Annotated in this window: 22 protein-coding genes; 19 read left to right on the top strand and 3 right to left on the bottom strand. The window is 61.5% G+C overall.

Annotated elements, in window-relative coordinates:
- Positions 1–379: endonuclease domain-containing protein (locus tag ABSB13_RS06965; RefSeq protein ID WP_428106828.1), on the top strand; the 379-nt coding region annotated here is incomplete at its 5' end.
- 498 nt (positions 380–877) lie between these two features.
- On the opposite strand, the gene ABSB13_RS06960 is transcribed toward ABSB13_RS06965, so the two are convergent.
- Positions 878–2,569, bottom strand: coding sequence for a thiamine pyrophosphate-binding protein (locus tag ABSB13_RS06960; protein WP_428106826.1), 1,692 nt, complete (start codon positions 2,567–2,569; stop codon positions 878–880).
- A gap of 280 nt (positions 2,570–2,849) precedes the next feature.
- On the opposite strand from ABSB13_RS06960, the gene ABSB13_RS06955 reads away from it, so the two are divergent.
- The 16 genes from ABSB13_RS06955 (at position 2,850) to ABSB13_RS06880 (ending at position 19,439) form a co-directional block, all read left to right on the top strand.
- Positions 2,850–4,196 carry a BamA/TamA family outer membrane protein gene (locus ABSB13_RS06955; protein ID WP_428106823.1) on the top strand — a complete coding sequence of 449 codons (1,347 nt, stop codon included), beginning with the start codon at positions 2,850–2,852 and terminating at the stop codon, positions 4,194–4,196.
- A gap of 104 nt (positions 4,197–4,300) precedes the next feature.
- Positions 4,301–5,329: a tRNA preQ1(34) S-adenosylmethionine ribosyltransferase-isomerase QueA gene (gene queA, locus ABSB13_RS06950; protein WP_428106821.1), complete on the top strand. Its 1,029-nt coding sequence runs from the start codon at positions 4,301–4,303 to the stop codon at positions 5,327–5,329.
- Positions 5,329–6,471: a tRNA guanosine(34) transglycosylase Tgt gene (tgt, locus tag ABSB13_RS06945; RefSeq protein ID WP_428106818.1), complete on the top strand. Its 1,143-nt coding sequence runs from the start codon at positions 5,329–5,331 to the stop codon at positions 6,469–6,471. The genes queA and tgt overlap by 1 nt, the downstream gene beginning before the upstream one ends.
- Before the next feature lie 82 nt (positions 6,472–6,553).
- Positions 6,554–6,913 carry a preprotein translocase subunit YajC gene (gene yajC / locus ABSB13_RS06940; RefSeq protein ID WP_428106816.1) on the top strand — a complete coding sequence of 120 codons (360 nt, stop codon included), beginning with the start codon at positions 6,554–6,556 and terminating at the stop codon, positions 6,911–6,913.
- A gap of 13 nt (positions 6,914–6,926) precedes the next feature.
- Positions 6,927–8,591, top strand: coding sequence for a protein translocase subunit SecD (gene secD, locus ABSB13_RS06935; protein ID WP_428106813.1), 1,665 nt, complete (start codon positions 6,927–6,929; stop codon positions 8,589–8,591).
- Between the two features lie 173 nt (positions 8,592–8,764).
- On the top strand, positions 8,765–8,959 hold the full coding sequence (locus ABSB13_RS06930; RefSeq protein ID WP_331963721.1) for a helix-turn-helix domain-containing protein: 195 nt from the start codon (positions 8,765–8,767) through the stop codon (positions 8,957–8,959).
- Positions 8,960–9,074: 115 nt separating this feature from the next.
- Complete coding sequence (locus ABSB13_RS06925) at positions 9,075–9,692, top strand: class I SAM-dependent methyltransferase (RefSeq protein WP_428106810.1); 618 nt, start codon at positions 9,075–9,077, stop codon at positions 9,690–9,692.
- 43 nt (positions 9,693–9,735) lie between these two features.
- On the top strand, positions 9,736–10,110 hold the full coding sequence (locus ABSB13_RS06920; protein ID WP_428106808.1) for a hypothetical protein: 375 nt from the start codon (positions 9,736–9,738) through the stop codon (positions 10,108–10,110).
- Between the two features lie 600 nt (positions 10,111–10,710).
- A complete protein-coding gene (locus ABSB13_RS06915; protein WP_428106805.1) occupies positions 10,711–12,993 on the top strand; it encodes a choice-of-anchor Q domain-containing protein in 2,283 nt (760 codons plus the stop codon).
- A gap of 288 nt (positions 12,994–13,281) precedes the next feature.
- Entirely contained in the window at positions 13,282–14,055 is a 774-nt protein-coding gene (locus tag ABSB13_RS06910; protein ID WP_424672222.1) for a cytochrome b N-terminal domain-containing protein, read from the top strand.
- Positions 14,056–14,074: 19 nt separating this feature from the next.
- Positions 14,075–14,221: a hypothetical protein gene (locus ABSB13_RS06905; RefSeq protein ID WP_428106803.1), complete on the top strand. Its 147-nt coding sequence runs from the start codon at positions 14,075–14,077 to the stop codon at positions 14,219–14,221.
- A 9-nt stretch (positions 14,222–14,230) separates the two neighbouring features.
- Positions 14,231–15,136: a cytochrome C gene (locus tag ABSB13_RS06900; protein ID WP_428106801.1), complete on the top strand. Its 906-nt coding sequence runs from the start codon at positions 14,231–14,233 to the stop codon at positions 15,134–15,136.
- Between the two features lies 1 nt (position 15,137).
- A complete protein-coding gene (locus ABSB13_RS06895; RefSeq protein WP_428106799.1) occupies positions 15,138–15,332 on the top strand; it encodes a hypothetical protein in 195 nt (64 codons plus the stop codon).
- Positions 15,333–15,408: 76 nt separating this feature from the next.
- Entirely contained in the window at positions 15,409–18,174 is a 2,766-nt protein-coding gene (locus ABSB13_RS06890; protein ID WP_428106796.1) for a c-type cytochrome, read from the top strand.
- 107 nt (positions 18,175–18,281) lie between these two features.
- Complete coding sequence (locus ABSB13_RS06885; protein ID WP_428106795.1) at positions 18,282–18,986, top strand: carboxypeptidase regulatory-like domain-containing protein; 705 nt, start codon at positions 18,282–18,284, stop codon at positions 18,984–18,986.
- Positions 18,987–19,082: 96 nt separating this feature from the next.
- Positions 19,083–19,439: a VOC family protein gene (locus tag ABSB13_RS06880; protein WP_428106793.1), complete on the top strand. Its 357-nt coding sequence runs from the start codon at positions 19,083–19,085 to the stop codon at positions 19,437–19,439.
- Positions 19,440–19,462: 23 nt separating this feature from the next.
- On the opposite strand, the gene ABSB13_RS06875 is transcribed toward ABSB13_RS06880, so the two are convergent.
- The gene (locus ABSB13_RS06875) at positions 19,463–20,221 is read right to left on the bottom strand and encodes a lysophospholipid acyltransferase family protein (RefSeq protein ID WP_428106790.1); all 759 of its coding nucleotides are present in this window, start codon (positions 20,219–20,221) and stop codon (positions 19,463–19,465) included.
- Between the two features lie 156 nt (positions 20,222–20,377).
- Between ABSB13_RS06875 and ABSB13_RS06870 the strand changes: the two genes are divergently transcribed.
- Positions 20,378–20,563: a hypothetical protein gene (locus ABSB13_RS06870; protein ID WP_428106789.1), complete on the top strand. Its 186-nt coding sequence runs from the start codon at positions 20,378–20,380 to the stop codon at positions 20,561–20,563.
- An 11-nt stretch (positions 20,564–20,574) separates the two neighbouring features.
- The gene (locus tag ABSB13_RS06865) at positions 20,575–21,036 is read left to right on the top strand and encodes a hypothetical protein (protein ID WP_428106787.1); all 462 of its coding nucleotides are present in this window, start codon (positions 20,575–20,577) and stop codon (positions 21,034–21,036) included.
- Here ABSB13_RS06865 and ABSB13_RS06860 read toward each other — a convergent pair.
- Positions 20,984–21,838 carry an FTR1 family iron permease gene (locus tag ABSB13_RS06860; protein ID WP_428106784.1) on the bottom strand — a complete coding sequence of 285 codons (855 nt, stop codon included), beginning with the start codon at positions 21,836–21,838 and terminating at the stop codon, positions 20,984–20,986. The genes ABSB13_RS06865 and ABSB13_RS06860 overlap by 53 nt on opposite strands.
- Positions 21,839–22,032: the final 194 nt, after the last annotated feature.

Here is a 22,032-nt window from a genome sequence, read left to right as displayed (position 1 = left end):
GATGCCACCGTTGACTCTGCGTGAACAGAGAAATCCGGAGCTGATGCGCCGCGCGACCGAGTTGCGACAACACATGACTCCCGAAGAGCGCGTCATTTGGCAGGAGCTTCGCGGTAATCGGCTAGGAGCGCATTTCAGGAGACAGCAGGTGCTCGCGCCATACATCGTGGATTTTTATTGTCATGCTGCGCGGCTCGTGGTGGAGATCGATGGAAGCCCGCATCGCGAGCAACAAGGATACGACGCAATGCGCGATGACTATTTCAGGCGGCTCGGGATCCGGGTGCTGAGGCTGCCGAACGCATCGGTGCGGGATGATTTGGCGTCTGCGATCGCCGCGATTCGCGCGGCGCTGCGTGGACAGAACCCTAACCCCTAGCCCCTTCCCCAGGAAAAATGGGGAAGGGGAAGCAGAAAAGTTATGGAATCGCGCTGTCCTATCCCCCTAGCCCCCTTTCCGGGGCGGAAAGGGGGAACTGGAATTGTCGCCAACCCCGAGCCTCTTCCCCGGGGCGGAAAGGGGGAAGCGGAAATTACTCCCGAGGCCCTTTCCAGGATGGAAAGGGGGAACCGGAAATGCCCGGCTAGTTAGAGCCGGTTGAGCCGAGCAGGTTGCCGTCCGGCGGCGCACCTCTCCCTAACCCTCTCCTCGGACAAGGAGAGGGTATTGGCAGAACAAGGAGAGCGTGCCGCAATGCCGGCTAGGTCGAGCCCGCTTAGTTCGAGCCGGTCGAGCGTGGAACCTGACGTGCAGCGCGGCAGAAATTTGCGCCGCATAAGGTCCCCCACCCTTACCCTCCCCCGTCGAACGGGGGAGGGAATTCGGAATTCGGACAGAAGTTGCTCCCGCCAGGTCGAGTCGGCTAGTTCGAGGCGGCTAGTTCGAGCCGGTTGAGCCCAACAAATTCCCGCCCAGCGTTGCGTTGCCGACCCTCACGTCGCCGACCACGTTGATCAGCGCCGGCTTGCCCGACTTGAACGCGCGCTCGAGCGCCGGAATGATCTGCTCGGCGGTCTCGACCTGCTCGCCATGGCATCCCATCTCGGCGAAGATTTTGTCGTAGCGAATGTTGGGCAGCATGTTGAACGGATCGGTGTTGCCCGCCAGCCCCGGCATCTGATCGAAATTCGGCCCCCATGAGCTGTTGTTCCACAGCACCGTGATGACCGGCAGCTTGTAGCGCGCGGCGGTCTCCATATCCCATCCGCCGATTCCCAGTCCGCCGTCTCCGCTGATGACGACTATCTGTTGTCCCGGCCGCCCGAGCTGCGCGCCGATGCCCATCCCGACGCCGTGACCGACGGGCGCCAGCGGGCCCGCGTCAACGATCTGGCCCATGAAGCGGCAGGTGAACGCGCGGCTCATCCATCCGGAGAGCGTGAAGCTGTCGATGACGGTGGTGGCGTTTTTGTCGAGCACTTTGATCAGGTCTTCGCACAGCCGCGCCGGATGAATCGGCTGATTCTTCGCGACCTTGGCGTTTTGTTCCTTGATCTGATTGTCAAAGCGCTGGCGGGTTTCCCAGACCTGCTTGACCCAGGGCGAAGTCTTGTTCTTGGAGAAGTCCAGCTTGAGTTCCTTGATCCGATTGATCATCTGACGCAGCACGAGCTTGGGATCGCCGACCATCGGCAGGTCCGCATTGACCTGCCATCCGATTCGTGTCGCCGTGGGATCGACCTGGATGTACTTGGCCTTGTCGGTCCAGGTCGGCGGCTGCCCGAAATGCTCGCCGCTCCAGAAGCGGAAGCCGATTGCGAGCACCACGTCCGCGTTGCCGGTGAACGGCTTCTTGAACGGACCACGAATCGCCAGCGGATGCTCTTCGGAAACCGCACCCTGACCGGCGCGGCGCGCGTAGATGGGGATGCTGGTCAGCTCGACGAACTCGCGCATCTCGGCGCCCGCCTGCGACCAGAACAATCCGTCGCCGCCGGCAATCAGCGGGCGCTCGGCCGCCACCAGCATCTCGAGCGCGCGATCGATCTTGGCCGGATCGCCCGCGGATCGGACGTCGTCGACGTTAAACCCGCGCGCGCCCTTGCGCTGCCGCGACTCATCGTCGTGGTGATAGAGAATATTTTGTGGAACCTCGAACAACGCGACGCCCTGCGGCGGCGAAATCGCTTCGCGGAACGCAGAGCGCAGATCGAACTGAATCGAGGACCAGTCGGTCACGCGCTTGGTGAACTTGGAGAAACTGTCAACGACTTCGGAACCGTAGGCTTCCTGGAAGGAGCCGAGATGGTCTTCGTCGTTGGGATGCTGTCCCGAGATGCAAACCACGGCGCTGTTGGTCAAGCCCGCGACGCACAGGCCCGTCACCGCGTTGGTCAGGCCGCATCCCGCAGTGACCATGCATACGCCGACCTGTCCGGAGGTGCGGGCGTAGGCGTCGGCCGCGTAGGCGGCGGCCTGCTCGTGGCGCATGTGGATGAGCTTGATGTCGTGGCTGCGCAACTGGGCGAGGATCGGAAACAAATGACCGCCGTTGATCGCAAAGCAATACTTCACACCGTTCTCGCGCATCACGCGCGCGATTAATTCGCCGCCGTCAGCTTTCGCCATTACTGCACTCCTTGATTGTGGAAATTCTCCCGCTGGTTCCGAATCCTTGCACATTTACGGCGTCGCCGAAAAGCGCGCGCGCATTTGCGACGATTCGATTGCCGGGTTGCGCCGATGAACGGCGGATCGGGAGGGTTGATTACAAGCGCCAAGCCTGTCAATTTTGAGCATCGTTCGGCGGAGCCGGCTTGCGCGGGTCCGAGCACTTGGACTGCGGATGGTGGTGTGGCGGAAGAGTAGCCGAATGCCAATAGGCGAAGGTTAACCCCAGGATTTCACGATGCGGCGCGTTCTCGCCTCACTTATCTTAATTACGGCGCTGGTTGCCGCGGCGCCGACGGCGCACGCCGACCCGGTCTCGATGTCCGCGACTCCGGTGCCAACATCGTCGGTGCCGACCCAGTCGTCCCGATTTTCGCTGATGGACCCCGGCACCTGGAGCTGGCCGCAGTACGACTGGAGCGCATTGCGGCTCCAGGATCCCAACTCGTGGCCGTTCATCCCGGTGCCCGAAGTTGCCACCGATCCCAACGGCGGAGTCACTTACGGCGTTCTGCCGGTATGGCTGTTCACCGACAACAAGAACGAGATCAACAGCATCCTGGCTCCCGATATCAACGCCAACAGCACGCTTGGACCGGGTGGGAATTTTCGCTACCTGGGCTATCCCTCGGCGGATACACAATGGTACGTGGAAGCGGGCGGGCAAGAGATCATCGCGCGTAAGGTCGATCTCGATTACCAGACCGGGCGCGAGCATAAGGAGAAGTGGTTCTCGTTTGAAGGGCGCTTCTATTTCGAGCACGATCCGACCGAGCGCTTTTACGGATCGGGCAATGACTCCCACTACGGCAACCAGACCAACTACACCACTAAGCAGATTTACGGCGAGGCAATTCTCGGCTTGAACATCACCGAGAGGCTGCAGCTGTCGCTGATGGAGCGCCCGCGCTACGTGCGAATCGGGGTCGGCGGCTTCAACTCGGTGCCCGACATCAGCCAGCTGTTCCCGCATCAGAAGGGCATCGACGGCGGCACCGAAGTTCTTTCGCAGGCGATGCTTCAATACGACTCGCGAGACTCGGTGGATATCCCGCGCTCCGGCACACTGGGGCGGCTGTACTACGGAAATGCGGATCGCAGATTCGGCAGCTCGGTTTCGTACAACCGCTTCGGCGGAGAATTGCGCCAGTACTACACCGTCGGCGAGCGCATCACCTTTGCCGGTCATGTTTTCAACGAGTACGAGCCGGCGGGCAACGAGATGCCGTTTTGGTCGCAGGCGCGGCTTGGCGGCGACGAAAGCTTGCTCACCGATCAGGAAACGCTGCGCGGTTACGGCGCCGGCCGATACATCGATAACAATCTGTTCGTCGTGAACCTCGAGATGCGCACTCGGGTGTGGGAGAAGAACGTCTTCGGCACTCACGGGATACTCGAACTGGCGCCGTTTGCCGAGGCCGGCCGCGTTGGCCATGAAATGAGCTACAACCCATTCGAAGATATGCACCCGGTCGGCGGAATTGGATTCCGGGGAATCGCGGAGCCGTTTGTGGTCGGGTTCGTTGACCTCGGATGGGGTGGCGAAGGCGCCGCCATCTTTTCCGGCATCAACTATCCATTCTAGTATCAATAGCTAGTCGCGCGCCGATCGCTTCCCCCGTCAGTCGAGGGCTGTCAGACGATGCGCGATTCGTTTCGCGCGCAAATCACGATTGCGCTTCACTTCAGATGCGGCTTTCCGAACTAGACTACGACTTGCCCGCAGAACTGATCGCGCAGGCACCGCTTGCGCGCCGCGACGAAGTGCGCCTGCTCGTGCTCGATCGCAAATCCAAATCGCTCGAGCATTCCCGCTTTTACAAACTCGCCCGTCATCTGCGCGAAGGCGACCTGATCGTACTCAACGACACCCGCGTGCTGCCGGCGCGGCTGTTCGCGCAGAAGGAATCGGGCGGGCGCGTCGAGTTGCTGATGGTGCGGCGGGCAGGAGCGCTTGAAGGTCCCGCCGGCGCATGGATCGCGCTGATCCGGACGCATCGCGTGCTCAAAGACAACGCGCGGCTCATCCTGAGCGACGGTCATGCACTGAGAGTAACCGGCTATGCGCGGCCGGGGCGCCCGATCGTCGTGTCCGAGGGCGGAGTTTCGATCGAACAGATAATCGAGCGCGCCGGCACGCTCGCGCTGCCGCACTATATTCATCGGATCGCCGGTCCCGCCGACCTCGACGACTACCAGACGGTGTATGCCGCGCGGCCCGGCGCGATCGCGGCGCCCACCGCAGGGCTGCATTTCACCGCCGAGGTCTTCAAGGCGCTGGCCGACGCGGGCATCCGCACCGCAACGGTGACGCTGCATATCGGTCCCGGCACTTTCGCTCCGGTGCGCGCCGTCGAGATCGAGAGTCACACGATGGAGTCCGAGTGGTACACGATTGCGCCGGCGACCCAGGCCGCCATCGAACATACGCGGCGAATCGGCGGGCGTATCATTGCGGTCGGCACCAGCTCGACGCGGGCGCTGGAGTCGTGGGCGATCACCGGCGACGTCGAGGGATTCACCGGGCTCTTTATTCATCCTGGCTTTCGCTTCAAGCTGGCTGACGCGATGATCACGAACTTCCATATGCCCCGAACCACGGTGCTCGCGCTGGCGATGGCGTTTGCGGGGCGCGATCAGATTCTTGCCGCGTACCGCGAAGCGATTCGCCATCGCTACCGCTTTCTCAGCTACGGCGACGCGATGTTGATTCTGTGATGAACGGGCCAATCGAATTCAGCGTTACCGCCGTGGACCGCGGCAGCGACGCGCGCAGCGGGCGGCTGGTAACGCCGCACGGCGCGGTCGCGACGCCGGCCTTCATGCCGGTGGGCACGCGCGCCGCGGTCAAAGCGATGGCGCCCGACGAGTTGTGGTCGATGGGCTACACGATGGTGCTCGCCAACGCGTACCATCTCGCGATTCGCCCGGGCGCCGCATTGATCGGCGAGCTGGGCGGTATCGCGCGCTTCATGGGATTTCCCGGCGCGGTGCTGACCGACTCGGGCGGTTTCCAGGCGATGAGCCTGGCGAAGATCAATTCGATCAACGAAGAAGGAATCCGTTTTCGGTCTCATCTCGACGGCGCGCCTTTGACGCTGACGCCTGAAAGCGCGATCGAGATTCAGCAACAGCTCGGCGCCGATATCATGATGGCGCTGGACGAATGCACGCCTTACCCCGCCGAGCATCGTCGCGCGCTCATGTCGCTCGAGCTCACGGCGCGATGGGCCGAGCGCAGCCTGGCGGCGCGGATCAGCACGACGCAGGCGCTATTCGGAATTATCCAGGGCAGTATTTTCGAAGATTTGCGCAGGACCAGTGCGTCGCAGATAACCTCGATTGGGTTCGACGGATACGCGGCGGGCGGACTTTCGGTCGGCGAACCGAAGGCGGCGATGCTGGAAATGGCGGCGCTGTCGGCGTCGATGATGCCGGGCGGCAAGCCGCGCTACCTGATGGGCGTGGGTACGCCGGCGGATTTGCTCGCGGCGATCGCGATGGGCTTCGACCTGTTCGACTGCGTGATCCCGACGCGAAACGCGCGCAACGGGTGCGCCTTCACCAGCCAGGGGCGCGTCTCGATCAAGCAGGCCGCGCATGCGCGCGACTCGACGCCGCTCGATCCGGCCTGCGATTGCCGCCCGTGCCGGACCCATTCACGCGCCTACCTGCGTCATCTATATTTGTCGGGAGAGATACTCGCGGCGCGCGCGCTGACGGAGCATAATCTTCACTTCTACGCGAGCTTGATGCGCGATTGCCAGGCTGCTATCGCATCGGGGAATTTCAAAGCGTACGCGAAGGATGCGTCGGCCGGCTGGGGCATCGACAACGCCGCCGAACCGGTTGAAGAATGATTGATTTCAGGCGACTTGAAGTCTGACCGGTCGAAGTTTCGCGCGAAGTTTGAACGATTGAAGTTGGTGAGGACGTGATCTGATGTTTTTTGAAGGCACCGCATGGGCGCAGGCCGCCGCTGGTCAAGCCGCCGACGCTCCGTCGTTTGTCCAGCAGTTGCTGACGGGTCCGGGGCCAATCATGGCGCTGGTCGTCGCCGTCATGTACTTCATGGTCTTCCGGCCGCAGAACAAGAAGGCGCAGGAGCTGGCGAAATTGCTGTCGGCGCTCAAGCGCAACGACGAGGTCGTGACCACGGGCGGACTGATCGGGCGGATTCATGAGGTCGGCGACAAGGTGATCACGCTCGAAGTTGCACCCAACGTCAGGCTGAAAGTCGAGCGATCGCAAATCGCCTCGATGTCGAGCCACAAGGCGTCGGCGAAGAAAGACGACAAGTAGAGGCTTCATCATAGTGGAACAGACTCAAAGTTTCGGACCGATCCTGATTCTGCTCGTGCTGATCGTGTCGTTCCTTTACATGCATTTCACCAACGGCAGCGGGCTCACGCGCATATACCTGGCGGGCGGTATCGTGCTGGCGGCGATACTGATTCTGCTGCCGAGCCTCAACGTCGAGCTGCCCGATTGGTTCAGGGCCGGGTTCGGCGCGACCAAAATCCAGCTCGGCCTCGACCTGCAGGGCGGCACGCATCTGCTGATGGCCGTGAAGCTGGACGAGGCGGTGAAAACCCAGTTGCATCGCCGCGGCGATGACCTCAAGGGGGAACTCAAGGCCAACAAAATAGATTTCACCGATGTCTCGGTCGATGATTCCGGCAATCTGACCGTCAAGCTGAAGTCGAGCGCCGATCGCACGCCGTTCCTCGACCTCGTGGCGAAGTCGTTTTCGGATTTGACCGTAGCGAGCAACAGCGATTCGTCCGGCGCCGGTCCTTCGTATTCGATGGCCTACAAGCCGCGCGAGTTGCTGACGATTCGGTCCAACGCGATGGACCAGGCGCTGGAAACGATTCGCAATCGAATCGACCAGCTCGGGGTGCGCGAAACCACCGTCGCCAAAGAGGGCGAAAACGAAATTTTAGTGCAACTGCCCGGCATCCAGGACCCCGAGCGCGCCAAGGAACTGATCGGCAAGACGGCGGTGCTCGAATTCAAACTGGTTGACGACTCGAAAAACGTGCAGGACGCGATCAAGGACGGCCCGCCTCCCGGCGACGAAGTCCTCTATGGCACCTCGGAGCGCGGCGGCAAGGAACCGTACCTGGTCGAGTCCCCGGTGCTGATGACGGGCGACGTCGTTACCGACGCGCGGGTGCGTCCCGGCGCGCGGCTGGAAGGTCCGTACGTGGCGGTCGAGCTCGACGCGCGCGGCGCGGAAATCTTCGATGCGATGACGGCTGAAAACGTCGGGCGGCGCCTGGCGATCGTGCTGGATAGCACGGTTTACTCGGCGCCGGTTATCAAGGAGCGAATTCCCGGCGGTCACGTGCAGATCACCGGACGCTTCTCGATGGACGAGGCGCATGATCTCGCGATCGTATTGCGCTCGGGCGCGCTGCCGGCGTCGGTCGAAATCGAAGAGGAGCGCACCGTGGGCCCGTCGCTGGGCCGCGATTCGATTCGCCAGGGCGAGATGTCGTTCGTGATCGGCGCGGGCGCAGTGCTGATCTTCATGGCCGTGTACTACAGCGGCGCGGGTCTGCTCGCGGATTTCGGCCTGTCGTTGAATATCCTGCTGCTGATCTGCGTGATGGCGGCGCTGGGTGCGACGCTGACCTTGCCGGGTATCGCCGGGATCGTGCTGACGCTGGGCATGTCGGTCGACGCGAACGTGCTGGTCAACGAACGAATGCGCGAGGAGTTGCGCGCCGGCAAATCGCCGCGCGAGGCGGTGAAGCTCGGCTACGATCGCGCATGGTCGGCGATTCGGGACTCGAATATCTCGACGTTCGCGGCGGGGCTGATCCTTTTTCAATTCGGAACCGGACCGGTCAAAGGCTTCGCCGTCACTCTGTGCGTAGGAGTGCTGACCGGACTGTTTTCCTGTATTGTGGTTACGCGCGCGTGGTACGACTACCGGATTTCGATTCGGAAGCTCACCAGGATTAGCGTTTAATGATTGTTAATGATGCTAAAAGATGTTAATTAAATTTTGATGACCGAGCCGCTTGGGGACTGTGGGCAAATTTCACGTAGCGCGGGCCTTTTACCTTGACTTGGGCGACGGGCGCATACTACAAAATCGCGTCCTCACAAAATCTCCGAGGAAAGGCGTCTTGTTGGACTCGTATGGCCGATAAGGACGACATACTGCTGAATTCCCGCGAGGTCGCGTTCCTGCTCGACCTGAGCCCGGACACGGTGAACGAATTTGCCCGGCGCAATATTATTCCGGCCTTCAAGAAGGGCCGCCAATGGCGATTTCGCAAGCGCGATATAACTTCTGTCAAACGTCAGTTGCGAGGAATCAACGCGGCGGCCTGACGCCACGCGCGCGAGTCACGTCGAACTCGCGTCGCATGCAGCCAAAATCGCCACGCTATAAAAATCCCGCCTCGCGCTGATCTCCTGGTCCGCATCGACCCAACGGAGTTTTCCAATGTCACAACCGCATGAGAGCCGTGTCTATTCCGACCTGGCGCGTTTCTATGATTTTTTCTTCGGCCGGGTTTTTGTCGATCGCGAGCATGAGGTTATCGAAGGCCTGAATCTCAGGCCCGGTAACCGCGTGCTCGAGGTTGGCGTCGGCACCGGAATCGCGCTGGACGCATATCCGCCGTACGCGCACGTTGTCGCGATCGATCCGTCGGCCGACATGCTCGAGCGGGCAAAAAAGCGCGTGGCGGAAAACGGATGGGGACATATCGAGCTTAAGCAGGGCGACGCGCTCAACCTCGACTATCCCGACAACAGCTTCGACTACGTTACCTCATTTCACGTTCTGACCGTGGTTCCCGATCCGTACCGGATGATGTCGGAGATGGTGCGGGTGTGTAAGCCGGGCGGGGGGATCGCGCTCACGACGCATTTCCAGAGCGCGAACCCGGTGGTCGCGTTCCTCAACACAATCGTCAATCCGATCACGCGGCAACTGGGATGGACCACCAGATTGCGCAAGCAGGACGTGCTCAAGGGACACCCGATCATGCTGGAGCACAGCAAAAAGATCAGCCGGTGGTCGGTGCACTCGTTGATCATCGCGCGCAAAAACGCGTGAGCCGCCGCGAGTAGCCGCCGCCGAGCGAGAAGACCAGCGCGGCATGGCTGATTCGAACAAACCCGCTCCTGATTCGCGGAGCAACGACGACCGGGTCGAGGCGTTGGCCAAAGAGCTCGCCGAGCGGCTGCGCGCGATGCCCAATCGCCAGGAACTCACCGACTACGCCGTCAGCATCCTCAAGGAAAGCAGCGAGAATGCGGGCCAGTCCGAGCAGGCGGCGGCGATGGTCGAGCGGGCGGCGCGCAACGATCCCTTCAACCCGATCGCGTTTGCAATTCCACTGCTGGTGATCGGCGCGATCCTGTGCGCGACGGGAATCCTGGCCGGCGTAGGGCTGGGCGTGATCGGGATCGCATTGCTGATGGTGGTCTGGGGATTGCTCGTCGCGTTCTTCGGCCGCTTCCGGCAGGGGTGACCCCTGCACTCAATGTTAAGGCCGCGCTCCGTTGTCGCGCGCGGCCCCTGCACACGGCTTAATACTGCGCTGCCGTCGCCACGGCCAGGGGCTGCGGCCCCTGCACCCGCAGCGGGAAGACGCGAAAATCTGCGCAGCGCATCTTTTCGCGACTACGCGGTAGAAGAGCCTTCGGGCCAGGGGTGAACCCTGCACCCAACGTTAGGAAGAAGATGCGGCCTGACGGCCGGTTGGAACTTTTTTTGTGTCATCCTGAGCGCAGCCGAAGGAACCCGGATCCGGGATTCTTCGCCACAGCAGCTTTCGCTCAGAATGACAGAAGAGGTCATTTCCCGCTTTTGGAGAGGAATTCGACTTAAGTCTGGCGCAGATGAATTTGACTTAACTCTGGCGCAAGGTTAGCTAATAGCCCAATAGTTTGCGACTGGTCCAGCCTCTTCTGAACGCTGCGAAGGGGGATCTCTGGTGGCAGTTCTGCACGAGCCTGGTTAGCAGAGCGATTGACCGTTCTGTCGATTTGGGTGAGCTGGGCCAATGACGAATCCGACAAGACCCTGGACCGAATTTTGGAGTGCAGCCTCCAAACGTCTGGCGCGAGCTTTGTCGCGAGCGGTTGCATCCGGCCACACCGCTTCGAGAGCGATCGTCCGGCCGGGATTGCTGATTGCCCTGCTACTGGCGTTCGCGCCGGTTTATCTCGTTCTGACCCAATCCGGGCTGCACGCGAGTAATACGATAACGGTCACTACGCTGGCGGACCCAACCGGGGTGGCGGGCACCTGCAGCCTTCGTCAGGCGATCACCAACGCCAACGGCGAAAACCAGTCAGGCTCAGCGAACTGCGCGGCGGGCACCGGAAACGACACGATTAACTTCACCGTCGGCGGCACGATTACCCTGGGCGGCATTCTCCCTGACATCGAAAACACTCTGACGATCGATGGCACCGGGCAAACTGTTACTGTCTCCGGCGCCGGTCTTTATGGCGTTCTGGTGGTGGACTCGGGCGCTACGCTGACCCTGAATGACCTGACGATTGCCGATGCCAGTTCGACAGCTGACTCATCCGACGGCGGGGGCGTCACCAACAGCGGCACGCTGACCGTCACCAACTGCACCTTCTCGGACAACGCGTCGGGTTGGGCAGGTGGCGCCATCTACAGCGAACTCGGCGCCGACACGCTGACGGTGACCAACTGCACCTTCTCCGGCAACGAAGGGACTTCGACTGGCAGCGGCGGCGCCATCAGCATCGGCGGCGGCACGGGTATCGTGACCGACAGCACCTTCTCGGCCAACAGCGCGTATCTAGGCGGCGGCATCGAGAACTTCAGCACGCTGACCGTAACCGGCAGCACCTTCTCGGGTAACACCTCGTCTGAAGGCGGGGGCATCTTCAACTACACCGTCGAAGCGAATCTCACCATCACCAACAGCACCTTCTCCGGCAACAGCGCGGGAACCGACGGCGGCGGCATCTATAACGGCTCCGGGGCAAGCCTCCACATCACCGACAGCACCTTCTCCGGCAACAGCGCGACAACCGGCGGCGGCGGCATCTACGGCGGCGCTATCAGCGTCACCAACAGTATATTGGCTAACAGCACCAAGGGCTCAAACTGCGCAGGAGGTACTCCGACCAGCTCCAGTTACGATATCTCCGACGACGCTTCGTGTGGTTTCGGTACCCCCACCGGCGCCAATGGCGATACGATAGGAGATAGCGTCCTCGATAGTAACATAGCGCTCTACTCCGGCGGTCTGGCGAATAACGGCGGGCCGACCGAGACTATTGCGCTTGAATCGGGCAGTTATGCGATCGCGGCGGTCCCGCCTGCCAATTGCACGGTGACTACCGACCAGCGCGGCTTGCCGCGACCCGCGCCCACATACACCGACTGCGATATCGGCGCGTTCGAATACGGTGACGTAGTTGCCACGCCTACGCCGACCGCCACTGCCACTGTGACGCCCACCGCCACGCCAACCAAAACTGCGACCGCAACGCCGACCGTGACATCGACGGCTACTCAGACGGCGACGGCTACTGCGACATCAACCGCGACGACAACATCGACAACGACGGCGACGCCGACGGTCACGTCAACCAAAACTCCAACTCCGACTGGGACGCCGACTGCTACGGCATCCGCAACGCGGACAGCGACGTCAACCGCCACGGCGACGCGGACATCGACGGTTACTGCGACTGCCACAGCAACGGCAACCGCGACATCAACCGCAACTGCCACAGCAACGGCAACCGCGACGCGCACAGCGACTGCAACTGCGACCGCCACGGCGACGCCAACTGTGACCGCAACTTCGACCGCCACTGCAACAGCGACACCGACGGCCACCGCGACTGCAACCGCAACTCAGACTGCCACCGCGACTTCCACGGCCACCCCGACCGCTACAGCAACAGTGACGGCGACTGCGACTGCCACCGCGACGCTCACAGCCACAGCCACTGCAACCGCGACCGCCACATCAACACCGACAGTTACCGCCACGCCGACTGCCACGCCGACGGCAGTGCCGGTCAAGCTGAAGATCAGTCCGGCGTCGCTGAACTTCGGCACGGTGAAGCTCGAATCGTCCAAGGGCCCGAAGAACATCACCGTGAGCAACCCCAAGGGCAGCAAGAAGAAGCCCGGTATTACGGTGGTGATGGAGGGGACTAGCCCAGCGAGCAGTCCGTTCAGCGTGACCAGTAATGACTGCGATGCACCGCTGTCGGCAGGCGGGAAGTGCAAGATCGGAGTCACGTTCACGCCGACCGCCGCGGGACCGTCTAGCGCCACCCTGACGATCATCGACAATGCGGAGAAACCCGATCCGCAGTCGGTGAGCCTCAAGGGCAAGGGCAAAATCAAATAGAAGAAGCCACGAGCGATGACGAGACCGCCGGGGCGAACTAATCGCTCCGGCGGTTCAACTTCTTCCGGCCGTTGGACTGCTGGCTTTCTTCCGTTCGAGCGTATAGAAATCCCGACTTGATTGGTCTACTTTGTTGCAGAACATCGGCGAAATTGGGTAGGCTTGCCTGAATTTCAGGCAGGCTTGCGATAAGGTCGTAAGAACTGCAATCTTTTACAGCGTATTTGTTCAGAGTGCGGTGGGCGCCCGTAGCGGGCAGCTCCCGGGAGTTTTAGTGGGTGGTAGCGGATGGCCAAGTTTGACTGGAACGAAACCAAGCGCCAAATAACCGATTCGCAGGCCTGGCAGTCAATATTCAGGCACGGATACGAAGACACGCCGCGCAACCGGATCCTGATGGTGTCCGGCAACGTGTGGCTCCATCTGCATCCGTCCAAAGTGCAAAAGCATGCGGTGCGCCTGCGCTTCACGTGGTGCATGGGCGGCATCACGTTTTTGCTTTTCCTGGTGACGGTGGTCACCGGCGTGTACCTGATGTTCTACTATCGGCCGACGGCGGAATACGCCTACGCGGACATGAAGTACCTGGAATTCGACATGCCGTTCGGGATGTTGATGCGCAACATGCATCGATGGGCCGCGCACGGGATGGTGATCGCGGTGTGGTTGCACATGTTCCGCGTGTTCATGACGGGCTCGTACAAACCGCCGCGCGAGTTCAACTGGGTGGTCGGGGTGATCCTGCTGGTGCTGACGCTGCTGCTGTCGTTCACCGGATACCTGTTGCCGTGGGATCAACTTTCCATCTGGGCGGTGACGGTCGGCTCGAACATGGCGCGCGCCACGCCGCTGCTGGGGCACGGCGGTCCGTTCCATGAAGTGCTCGGGGTGAATCCGGTTTACGACGCGCGCGCATTTATTTTCGGCGGCGCGGAAATCGGACCGCACACGCTGCTGCGTTTCTATATTTTGCACTGCATCTTTTTTCCGTTGATCGCGGGCATCTTCATGGCGGTGCACTTCTGGCGAATCCGCCGCGACGGCATGTCCGGGCCGCTCTAGGACGGGAGGAGGGCGGTCGATGGGAGGCGTATTCACATGGCTGTTGCACGAGGGAATCGTGCGCGTGCTGTCGGTGCCGATCGGGATGTCGATCATGCTGTATGTGATATACGTGCTGGCGGCGCCGACGCCGTGGAGCGACGACGAGGACGGAGCGCTGCATTAAGGGTTAATCATGGCAAGCGGGGAAGGTAACGAAGGCGCCGTCGCGATGCGCGCGGCGGGAGCGGCCGCGGGCGGAGCCGCCGCGAGGACGCCGGCCGGGGGCGGGTCGAAGCGAATCGAAGCTCCGGGCAAAAAGGCGGGCGTCGGCGTCGAAGAGAAGCTGCACACCTGGCCGTTTTTGGTGCGCAGCGAATTCCTGATGGCGATCCTGGTGATCATCGTTTTGACGGTGTGGTCGCTGTTGCTCAACGCGCCGCTGGAGCAGCCGTCGAACCCGACGCGCACGCCGAATCCGTCGAAGGCGCCGTGGTACTTTCTGGGCTTGCAGGAAATGCTGGTGTTCTTCGACCCGTGGTACGCGGGCGTGGTGCTGCCGAGTTTCATCATCGTGGGCCTGATGCTGATTCCGTATCTGGACATCAATCCGAAAGGCAACGGGTACTACACGTTCCGCGAGCGAATGTTCGAGATACTGACATTTTTCATCGGGTTCCACATTTTATGGGTCTCATTCATCATCATCGGCACATTTTTCCGCGGTCCCGGATGGAATTGGTTCTGGCCCGGGCAGGTCTGGGATCCGCACCTGGTGGAGGCGCTGACCAACGTCGATTTGCCGTACATGTTCGGCTTCCGCGACTACCTGGCGTCGGCGATTTTCGGATTGTCGCTGATAGTGGGCTACTTCGTGGTCGGGTACGCGGCGTTATATTACTGGATACGAGCGCGGCCCTCGGGCGATCCATGGTCGGCGTTTCCCGGCGGCGGTCCCGAGATATTGAAGAGATGGGGACCGGTGCGCTTCGGCATCACGGGATTTCTGCTGATCGCGATGGCCGGCGTGTTCATCAAGATGGCGCTGCGGCACGCGCTCAACATCAAGTACATCCTGGTTACGCCCTGGATTAACATCTGACGTGGCCGCGACCCCGGTGTTTATCCTGGCCAAAGTACTGCAGGCGCTCGGAATCGCCGACGTCGGCTTCGCGCTGTACGTCGGGATCAGCCAGCCGCACGGGATGGGGAAAGAATACGAGTTCACCGGGATCGGCATTGCGGTTTTTCTCGCCGGCTACATCGTCGAGGTCATGTGGGCTCGCCCGCATGAGTGACTATTGAGTATTTGAGTGAGTATTTGAGTAAGTATTTGAACGGCGGCATTCGCAGCTGAGAACAGGATAAGAGCAGATGGCAGGCAGACCGGGGCTTGATCCCATTGAAGAAGGAAAATCATACAGCGCGCTGTTCGTGCTGATGGTAGCGGTGTTGCTGGTGACCGCGGTCTGGTCGATTTGGGACGACAACATCTCGCGCCGTCCGTGGAAGGAATACCAGGTCCAGTGGGACCGGCTGGCGTACGACAAGTACATGAAGGACGCGGCCGACGAGCAGCATCGCCTCGACGCGGATTCCGAATACCAGAAAGTCTCGAAGGACCTGGCCGAGGCGCGCAAAGAACGCGACTCCGGCGCCAGCGCGGCCAAGCTGGCGGCGTTGCGCGGGCAGTTGACCGATCTGAACAACGTCGCCAACGACAAGGATCAGCTGGTCCGCTTCACCAAGTCGTATTTGACCGAGCGATGGTACGACTACAACCACGCCGTCCAGGAAAAGGAAAACCCGGCTCCGTACAAAAAAGAAATCGATCAGCTGAACGCGGAACTCGCGCAGGAAAATATCGTCTCCGACAAAGCGAAGGACAATCTGCAGGCGGTCAAGGATCAGATCGAGGCGCTCAACTCGAAGGTCGAGAGCCTGACAGATCAGATGAAGAAGCTGACCGCCAAGCGCGACGATCTGCTGGACAAGGCCGACACGTGGATGATCCCGGTCAAGTTCCGCAACACGGTCCTGCTGCGTTATCCGAAGATTCCGAAGATTGAGCAGACCGCGATCGACGACTTCGACCGCAACGCCTTCGACGAGGCGATCGCGCGGGTCGATCGATGCCAGAGCTGTCATATGGGCGCCGACAAGAAGGGCTTCGAGAACGCGCCCGAGCCGTTTCGCACGCATAGCAACTTCGATCAGATCATATTGAAGCATCCCCCCGAGAAACTCGGATGCACGCCGTGTCACGACGGACAGGGGCCGGCGGTGAGCTCGGTGCGGGTGGCGCATGGCGACGATCCGGATTGGGATTCGCCGATGCTCAGGGGCGACAAGATGCAGTCGCGATGCATCAAGTGCCACATCGACGTGGGCTCGCTGGTCGATGCGGCGGGCAAACCGATCGCGGTGAACTGGGTCGAGGGGGAACGGATGTTCCAGCAGATGGGATGCGCGGGATGCCATCTGGTGGCCGGCTACGAGGATCTGCCGAAGATCGGCCCGTACCTGAAACTCGCGGCGGCAAAGCTCGATCCGTCGTGGACGGTGCGATGGATCATCAGTCCGGATGACTTCCGGCGGTACACGCGCATGCCGGACTTCATGTTCTCGCGCGCCCAGGCGACTGCGCTGGCCGCGTTCATCCTGGACAGTTCGTCGAAGAATTCGAAGGAGTGGCTCGCGGCGCATCCCGAGCTTGCGACGCTGGAGGCCGACGTCACCAATCCGGCGTTCGTCGAAGAAGGCAAGGGGTTGTTTGAATCGGTCGGCTGCAAAGGATGCCACGCGATCGATCCGCGTGAGCATGCAACTCCGGTCGGCGTCGAATCGGCGCTGGGGCCGGGCCACGCGTTCACGGCCAAGGACTTCGCGCCCAACTTGAGCAAGATCGCGGAGAAGACTTCGGCGGCGTGGATATATACATGGTTGAAGAATCCACATGACTTCTCGCCGCACACGGCGATGCCGTCGTTGCGCCTGAGCGATCACGAAGCGGAAGCGCTGACCGCGTTTCTGATGGCGCATGGCAAGAAGCGGGAAATCCACGGCATCGAAACCGCGCTCAAGGATCCCGAGCAGATCAAGAAGGGCGAAGCGCTGGTGCGCAAATACGGATGCTTCGGATGCCACGAGATCGAAGGGATGGACAAGGAGTCGCGAACCGGCGTCGAGCTGACGACCTTCGGCTCCAAGCATCTCGACGAACTATTTTTCGGCAACCAGACGCAGATTCCCGAGACGTGGGATCAATGGACGTTCCATAAACTGCAAAACCCGCGTACCTACGCGACCAAGGACGTCGAGCAGTTGATGCCGAAGTTCCATTTCGCCAGCTCCGACATCAAGAACCTGGTCGTGTTCCTGGCCGGCCTGACGCAGGGCAGGGTGCAGGAGCGGTACCGGATGCCCGGCTCGGAGCATCAGACGCAAATCGTTGCCGGCCGGCGAATGGTCAATTACTACAACTGCGTCGGCTGCCATATCGTCGAGGATCGGGGTGGTTATATCCGCCGCTTCTACCCGGGAGATGAAATCAACTTTGCGCCGCCAATACTCAATGGCGAGGGCTTCAAGGTTCAACCCGAGTGGCTATTCGCATTCCTCCAGGGACCGACCCCGATTCGTCCGTGGCTGAAGATCAGGATGCCGACTTTTCATTTCACCAACGGTGAAGACGACACGGTCGTGAATTACTTCACGGCGCTGTCGGACGTGAACGTGGTGTATACCTTCATCGACACCAACCTGATTGCGCCGGCTGAGCTGGCGGCGGGCGTGAAGCTGATGACCAAGGACTACTTCAACTGCTTCAGCTGCCATCAGCAGGGCGACAAGAAGCCGGAGGGACCGCCGTCGGGATGGGCGCCCGACCTGGCGCTGGCGCATCAGCGGCTGAATCCGGACTGGATAACGAAGTGGATCGCAAATCCGTCGGCGCTACAGCCGGGAACCAAGATGCCGTCGTACTATCCGGGCGGCCCGGACGACATCCTGGGCGGTAACCAGGACAAGCAGATCCGCGCGCTAGTGGACTATATTTTCTGGTTTGGGACTCATCCGGGAGAGGCAATTCCGGTGCAGGCGGCGACGGCGCCAGTGAAAGGTGAAGTGAGTAAGAAGTAGGTTGTCATCGTTTAGTCGATTGAGTGGGCAACTGATTATTCGCTAAGCTCAGAGAGTTTGATGTATTTAAGTAAGACATATCGGCGATTTCGCAGGAGGGAATGGTAATGAACAAGTTTGGAGTTGTACTGGCGGCGTGTGCGGGTGTCGCGCTCAGCATGACCGTTGGCGCCAGCCTCGCGAGCGCTGCCGGCGGCACGATTAGCGGAACCGTCAAGTACGACGGCACCGCGCCCCCGCCCAGGAAGGTCGAGGTGACCAAGGACAAGGACGTATGCGCGCTGCATCCGCATTTCGAAGAGGAGCTGCTGGTCGGCAGCGGCGGCGGAATCGCAAACGCGGTTGTGATCGTGAAAGGCGCCAAGGGCGACGTGAAGCCCGGTGAAGTAAAGTTCGATCAGAAGGGATGTGACTACACGCCGCACGTGCTCGCGTTCCCGGCGGGCAGCACCGTGGATATCATCAACTCGGACGGGATTCTGCACAACATCCATACCTATTCGACCAAGAATCCGGCCTTCAACATGGCTCAGCCCAAGTTCAAGAAGGTAATCCAGCGAAAGATCGATCAGCCGGAAGTGTTCAAGGTCAGCTGCGATGCGCACGGCTGGATGCACGCATGGTGGTTCGCGACCGACACCCCGTACTTCGCGGTGACCGACGACAACGGCAACTATTCGATCGCAGGCGTGCCGCCGGGCAACTACGAAGTCGAAGTGTGGCAGGAAAAGCTCGGCACGGCGGATCAGAAAGTCGACGTGAAAGACGGCGCGACGGCGACCGGCAATTTCTCGATGAAGCCGAAGGGCTGAGCGGCTGGGCTGCGACGACAGGAGTCGCGGGGCTGGAGCAATCCGGCCCCGTTTTTCTTTGGAACGATCACAGGCGTCGCGACAAGATCCGCAACGATGATTAAACGCCTCGACACGCTCGAAGTCGCGACCTCGGATCTCGCGGACGCAGCGTCGATCTACCAGAAGAACTTCGGCTTTGCCGTTGCCAGATCGGCGGACGGCAAGTCGGCGTCGGTGAAGGTCGGCGGCGCGGAAATTCGCCTAGTCGCGGCGGCCGCGAGCGATTCGTCAAGCGAAGGAATGATCGGCCTGTGGCTCGAGGCCGACGACGTCGATCAGGTGATAGCCGATTTTCGCGCCGCCGGTCTTGAGGCGGGCGCGATTCGGATCGAGTCAGGACGCCGCGTCCTGACGATCGATCCGAAATTCGCGAGCCAGGTCCCGCTGTTCATCTTCGATCGCAAAGCCTGACCGGAGCGCGACCGTGCGCGCGCTCAGACCTCGGTGGTGAAAGTGGCGCGCACGGCTTCCTCGAGCTTGCGGGTCAACTCGGTGCGGTCGGCGCTGCGCATTGCGTCGGTCGCGATCGGCTTTCCAATCGTCATGCGCATTGCGCAGCCCGGGGTCACGACCTTCGCCAGGCGCGGGAAAATCAGGCCGGACCCGCTGATCGACATCGGCACCGCCGGCAATTTCGACAGGATCGCGAGCCACGCGGCGCCGTCTTCGAACTCGTGGACCCGGTTGTCGCTGAAGCGATGGCCCTCGGCGAAGACGCAGACGTCAAGGCCGCTGCGGATGATCGCAATCGCCTTGCGAATCGCCTTGCCGCCGGCCTCGCGGTCGATGATCACGTGACCGCCGCGTTGCATCGCGTAACCGACCACCGGGATTTTGAGCAGCTCTTTTTTGGCGACGAAACGAGGCTCGCCCGGAATGAACGCGGCCGCGGCGAAGATGTCGAAGAAGCTCTGGTGGTTTGCAACCAGGATGAACGATTTCAGACCGGCGAGATTTTCGAGCCCTTCGATTTGCACCTTGATGCCGCAAAGCCCGATTATTCCGCGGCCCCATGCGCGACTGATCACCGTGACCGCGTGCGGCTTGCCCATCGTGGCGGCGATCGCCGCGGCGATCGCGCAAGGCGCGGTCCACAGCACTGACAGAAGCGTCGCGACCAGCCCCCATGCGAGGTTGAAGATGCCGCGCGGCGCACCGGCGGCGTACGGCGAAGCCTGGGCGTGATTGGCCATGCCCGAATACTTTGCCCGCTGACGCCGCCGCGCTGCAAGCGCGCCGCGGATGCGGCGCTTGGCGGTGCGCGTCCGGCGGGGCGCGGAAAGTTGACACTGCCCTGACCGCGTTGTTACATCGATCGTAGCAAGACCAAGCCGAGCGTCGAGGGTTCAATGGGCCATATCAGCGGGTTTCAGCAGTTTCTCCAAATCCTGACCGTGCCGGACAACGTCCCGATCATCGGGATGATGATCCTGGTGATGTTCTTCACCTATGTCGCGCTGAAGCAGGGCCGGCGCAACGATCAGCTGATCGAGCACGGCCAGCGCGAGCGCATCATCGATGAGATGAGGAAATAGGCGCGGCGCGGATGCGGCTCGCGGCTGCCGCCGTTCTGTTTGCCACGCTTCAAACCACTCTGGCCGCCGGTTTACCCGCCGCGTCCGACGACAGCACCGAAGCGGCATGCGCCGAGATCAAGACTGCGCTTCATGCGATAGCCGGCGCGGAGCACGACGAAGCGTTGGCGCTCGATCTTGCTTCGAGCGGCGGCAATTCGACCGCGATCGTCGCGGCGCGGCTGTCGGTCCTGCTCGATCGCACGCAGGACTTGCGCGTCGCGCTCAGGCACGTGCGTCAAAATGCGGACGCGCGCGACCCGACGGTCGATCAATGCACGCGGATGGGGTTTCGCGCGCTGGTGATTTCCGAGAAGCTCACTTCCGACGTGGAAACCGTTTTGTTCGGCGGCGGCGATTCCGTGGCGCAAGCGCCCGAGCTCAAGTCTGACTCCGCTGCGCCTGCTGCATCGCCGCCCGCTCTGCACCCCTGACCTCTCGCGCGGCGGCGTTGCGTGGAACCAACACGGCGGCCGCCGCAAGCATCAGCAGGATCGCCTGCGCGCCGAGCGATTGAACGGTCGGGAACACCCCGAGCATCGGAATCGTCGGCGCGTAATTCACGAAGGTAGCCGATACCCTTGACGCCTCCTGCAAGCTCGCGACGCCCTGGCCGACAAAGACGATCGCCATCGCGTAGAGCAGAGTCGAGGTCACCTGGAAGAAGAACCTCATCGGGATTCGATCGGCGGCGCGCCTGATGACCACGAAAGTCGCGGCCAGTGCCACCGTGGCGACGACGATGCCGGCCGCCACCGCGTGACGCTCGACAGCCTCGGTCGCGCCGCTGGTGAGCGCCTGAAAGAAGACTATCGTCTCCGCGCCCTCGCGCATCACGGCCAGAAACGCGGTGAGTCCGAGCGCGATACCGGGAACCGCGCTGTGCTCGGCGCTCTGCAGTTTTTGCGAGATGAACTTCATCCAGCGATCGGCCTGGCCTTTCGAGGTCATCCACGAACTGACGTAAAAGAGGGTCGCGGCGGCGAACAGTTGGAAGACGCCTTCGAGCGTGTCGCTGGCGTCGTCGGTGATGAAATTGTTGACGACCCACGCCAGCACGACGCTGGCGGCGATCGCCGCCAGTGCGCCCGCGTAGATGTCGCGCGAGCGTCCGATTCGCCCCGCGCCGCGGGTGGCGGCCGCGAGCGCGACGATCACCAGCATCGCTTCCATGCCTTCGCGGAACAGGATGCCGAGCGAATAGAAGAAGTAGGCGACAGCGGTTTGATTGATCATAAGCTCAATTCTGAGAATGATTCTCAATTGCGACTGTAGCGCCGGCGGCCTGCCATGTCAACGATCAGGATTTATCCGTCCGCGGCGGGGGTCAGCCGCTCATACTTGCGAGCATCTACCGCCGGTAGTAACCTCGAAAATGAAGCGGGCCCGCCGATTTTTCGAGCGCACGGCCGCTTCAAGTTTTTTCAGGG

The organism is Binatus sp. (SeqCode) (genome assembly GCF_050013435.1).
GTDB lineage: Bacteria > Desulfobacterota > Binatia > Binatales > Binataceae > Binatus.
Note: the sequence above shows the minus strand (reverse complement) of the source record. Positions and strands in the feature narration are given on the sequence as shown.

Coding starts and splice junctions, on each gene's coding strand:
- ABSB13_RS06900 (WP_428106801.1), top strand. CDS start 14,231: ATGGCAAGCGGGGAAGGTAACGAAGGCGCCGTCGCGATGCGCGCGGCG.
- ABSB13_RS06890 (WP_428106796.1), top strand. CDS start 15,409: ATGGCAGGCAGACCGGGGCTTGATCCCATTGAAGAAGGAAAATCATAC.
- queA (WP_428106821.1), top strand. CDS start 4,301: ATGCGGCTTTCCGAACTAGACTACGACTTGCCCGCAGAACTGATCGCG.
- ABSB13_RS06955 (WP_428106823.1), top strand. CDS start 2,850: ATGCGGCGCGTTCTCGCCTCACTTATCTTAATTACGGCGCTGGTTGCC.
- ABSB13_RS06910 (WP_424672222.1), top strand. CDS start 13,282: ATGGCCAAGTTTGACTGGAACGAAACCAAGCGCCAAATAACCGATTCG.
- ABSB13_RS06885 (WP_428106795.1), top strand. CDS start 18,282: ATGAACAAGTTTGGAGTTGTACTGGCGGCGTGTGCGGGTGTCGCGCTC.
- yajC (WP_428106816.1), top strand. CDS start 6,554: ATGTTTTTTGAAGGCACCGCATGGGCGCAGGCCGCCGCTGGTCAAGCC.
- ABSB13_RS06870 (WP_428106789.1), top strand. CDS start 20,378: ATGGGCCATATCAGCGGGTTTCAGCAGTTTCTCCAAATCCTGACCGTG.
- ABSB13_RS06925 (WP_428106810.1), top strand. CDS start 9,075: ATGTCACAACCGCATGAGAGCCGTGTCTATTCCGACCTGGCGCGTTTC.
- ABSB13_RS06930 (WP_331963721.1), top strand. CDS start 8,765: ATGGCCGATAAGGACGACATACTGCTGAATTCCCGCGAGGTCGCGTTC.
- ABSB13_RS06875 (WP_428106790.1), bottom strand. CDS start 20,221: ATGGCCAATCACGCCCAGGCTTCGCCGTACGCCGCCGGTGCGCCGCGC.
- tgt (WP_428106818.1), top strand. CDS start 5,329: ATGAACGGGCCAATCGAATTCAGCGTTACCGCCGTGGACCGCGGCAGC.
- ABSB13_RS06960 (WP_428106826.1), bottom strand. CDS start 2,569: ATGGCGAAAGCTGACGGCGGCGAATTAATCGCGCGCGTGATGCGCGAG.
- ABSB13_RS06865 (WP_428106787.1), top strand. CDS start 20,575: ATGCGGCTCGCGGCTGCCGCCGTTCTGTTTGCCACGCTTCAAACCACT.
- ABSB13_RS06905 (WP_428106803.1), top strand. CDS start 14,075: ATGGGAGGCGTATTCACATGGCTGTTGCACGAGGGAATCGTGCGCGTG.
- ABSB13_RS06860 (WP_428106784.1), bottom strand. CDS start 21,838: ATGATCAATCAAACCGCTGTCGCCTACTTCTTCTATTCGCTCGGCATC.
- ABSB13_RS06920 (WP_428106808.1), top strand. CDS start 9,736: ATGGCTGATTCGAACAAACCCGCTCCTGATTCGCGGAGCAACGACGAC.
- ABSB13_RS06880 (WP_428106793.1), top strand. CDS start 19,083: ATGATTAAACGCCTCGACACGCTCGAAGTCGCGACCTCGGATCTCGCG.